The 2,418-nt window shown below is 55.9% G+C and carries 1 protein-coding gene and 1 pseudogene; both read left to right on the top strand.

Annotation, left to right across the window (positions count from 1 at the left end; translation table 11 throughout):
- Nucleotides 1-116, top strand: a pseudogene (locus SJH88_RS18875) (IS481 family transposase); the annotation flags it as partial.
- Nucleotides 117-467: 351 nt separating this feature from the next.
- Nucleotides 468-2,300, top strand: coding sequence for a class I SAM-dependent methyltransferase (locus SJH88_RS18870; RefSeq protein ID WP_274755358.1), 1,833 nt, complete (start codon nucleotides 468-470; stop codon nucleotides 2,298-2,300).
- Nucleotides 2,301-2,418 lie beyond the last annotated feature (118 nt).

Genomic DNA, 2,418 nt, shown 5'->3' with positions numbered 1-2,418 from the left:
ACCACTTGCCACAAAAGGCACTGGGGCATGAAGCCCCAGTCCAAGCACTCAAAAAATGGAAGATGAAAGCTCCTGATTTATTCGTCAAGAACGTGCGTAATCATCCGGGACCCGACACTTACCGCCTGGGTGCCACCATGATTGCCCAGTCGCGGTCTGTGGGTGGCTGGCTGCGCATGCCATTTGCGCTGAATGCAGAATTGAGACGTTTTAAGCAAGACCAGGCCGCACGTGCCAATCAAAAGCTGCCGCCCATTGCGCAATACCGTGATGCCCATGAGGCTGAGCGCGTGAAGCAGCACCTGTCGTACCGGCTGGGCGCGCGCATGATTGCCAACTCTAAATCGCTAGGTGGTTGGGTGGCCATGCCATGGGCATTATTGGGTGAGGCCAAAGCGTTCCGCAAAGCACGCCGGTAACCGCCCATTCATGGCCACAACTAATTTGAACCCCACGCTTGCCTGCATATGAACAGCACCATCAGCACACTGCCGCCTATGCTGGATTTTTTGCGGGATTACATGCCGCCCAGCCATATCACTTTGGTGGGCGCAGGCAATGGAAAAAGCGCGTGGGCGCAATGGCTTGGTGCCCATGCGACGCCTGCTACTCTAGTAGAGGCCGACCCTCAGCAATTTTCCGCCTTGCAGCGCCTGCAGGCCGCGGGTAATTTCGCGAATGCCAGCTTGTTGCATGCTGTCGTGGCGGCAGAAGATGGAGAGGTGGCGTTTTACATCAGCAGCCTGGCTGCAGAAAGCGGGCTAGTACCCGCCGAAGTAGTGCAGCAACTTTGGCCGAATGTGCACCAGGTGCAGGCAAGCCAGCGCCAAGCTACCAGTCTGGCTGAGGTACTGCCGCCGCAACGCCCCAACCAATGGCTGATATTGGACTGCTTGCCCGCTGCCACCTTGGTAAAAGATGCCGCTTTTGCACTGGCGCAGGTCGATGTGGTCGTGGCGCGTGTGCTGCTTACAGCAAACCACGCACACCCCATACCCGGCACAGGCCTGGCAGAGTTGACCGGCTTGTTGCCGGATTTTGTTCAGCTTGCACTGCAGCCCACTCGCCACCCCGCTATTGCATATGCCTTGTTGGTGCGCGACTACCGCAGCGCTACCATACAAGCCTTGGAAGCGCATGCGGCCGAAAGCCAAGCCAAGCAAGCCGCCATTCAGGCGCAGCAAACGCTGCAAGCCCAGCTCCAGCAGGCTACGCAGCAAAATGCTGAATTGCTCAAAAAACGAGAGCAGCAAGCGCAAGCCCATCAAGCACTAGAGGCTGATTTGGCCAAAATCACGCAGGCGCATGCGGCAGAAAGCCAAGCCAAGCAAGCGGCCATTCAGGCGCAGCAAACGCTGCAAGCCCAGCTCCAGCAGGCCACGCAGCACAATGCTGAATTGCTCAAAAAACGAGAGCAGCAAGCGCAAGCCCATCAAGCACTAAAAGCTGATTTGGAACGAGCCATCCAAGTGCAAGAACAGCTGCAAACGCTGATTGCATACAAGGCAGATTGGCAAGCGTTGTTCAAGTCGCAAGCCGATGAATTGATCCGCGTGCGCAAATCTTTGGATGCCAGCCTGAAAAATGAAATTACCAATGCCACCCGACAAATCCAAGCGTTTACAGGGTTGGAAAATTACTGGCGCACCGGTGAACTGCCCACGGCCAATGCTGAAAGTCACAGTTGGCCCGTCAGCCCGGACTTCTCTTTGTATATGGTCAGTTTGCTGGAGCAAAACAATTACGACGTAGTGATTGAATTTGGCTCAGGCATTTCTACCGTAGTGATTGCCAAAGCTTTGAGCAAGCTGGCATCAAGGCAGCAAACAGGCAAGCCACCGGTGGGTTTTGCATCGTTTGACCACTTGCCGCAGTACTACCAGCAAACGCTGGACATGCTGCAACAGGCGCAGTTGGCACAAAGGGTGCAACTGCACCACACGCCTTTGCAGGACTGGAAAGCGCAGAACGGCAACACCTATCCTTACTACGCCTGCCAAGCGGCTTTAGCTGCCTTGGCGCAGCAATACCCACCTACGGGATTGCGCGTGCTGGTCATTGTGGATGGCCCACCTGCCGCCACCGGGCCGCATGCCCGCTACCCCGCAGGCCCTTTGGTGTTACAGCATTTTTCCGGCGCACAGATTGACTTTTTGATGGATGACTACATCCGTGCGGATGAAAAAGAAATTGTTCAGCTGTGGCAGGCCGATATGACGGCGGCCCAAATACCCCATACCAGCACCCAGCGCAAATTGGAAAAAGATGCGTGCCTTGTGCAGGTTTTACCCCGTGCATAACTGTCGGGTCCCGGACGATTGGCTGCTTAAAAACAAGCGTCCGTTGCTGCATGGCCGAGAGGTACTGCAAGCAGTTCTGGCAACATGGCAATCCCGTGCCAAGGAGTTGCCATGCTGA

The organism is Comamonas sp. GCA5 (assembly GCF_036541385.1).
GTDB lineage: Bacteria > Pseudomonadota > Gammaproteobacteria > Burkholderiales > Burkholderiaceae_C > Comamonas > Comamonas aquatica.
Note: the sequence above shows the minus strand (reverse complement) of the source record. Positions and strands in the feature narration are given on the sequence as shown.

Excerpts from the sequence above, each read along its gene's own strand:
- SJH88_RS18870 (WP_274755358.1), top strand. The coding sequence starts at position 468 with ATGAACAGCACCATCAGCACACTGCCGCCTATGCTGGATTTTTTGCGG.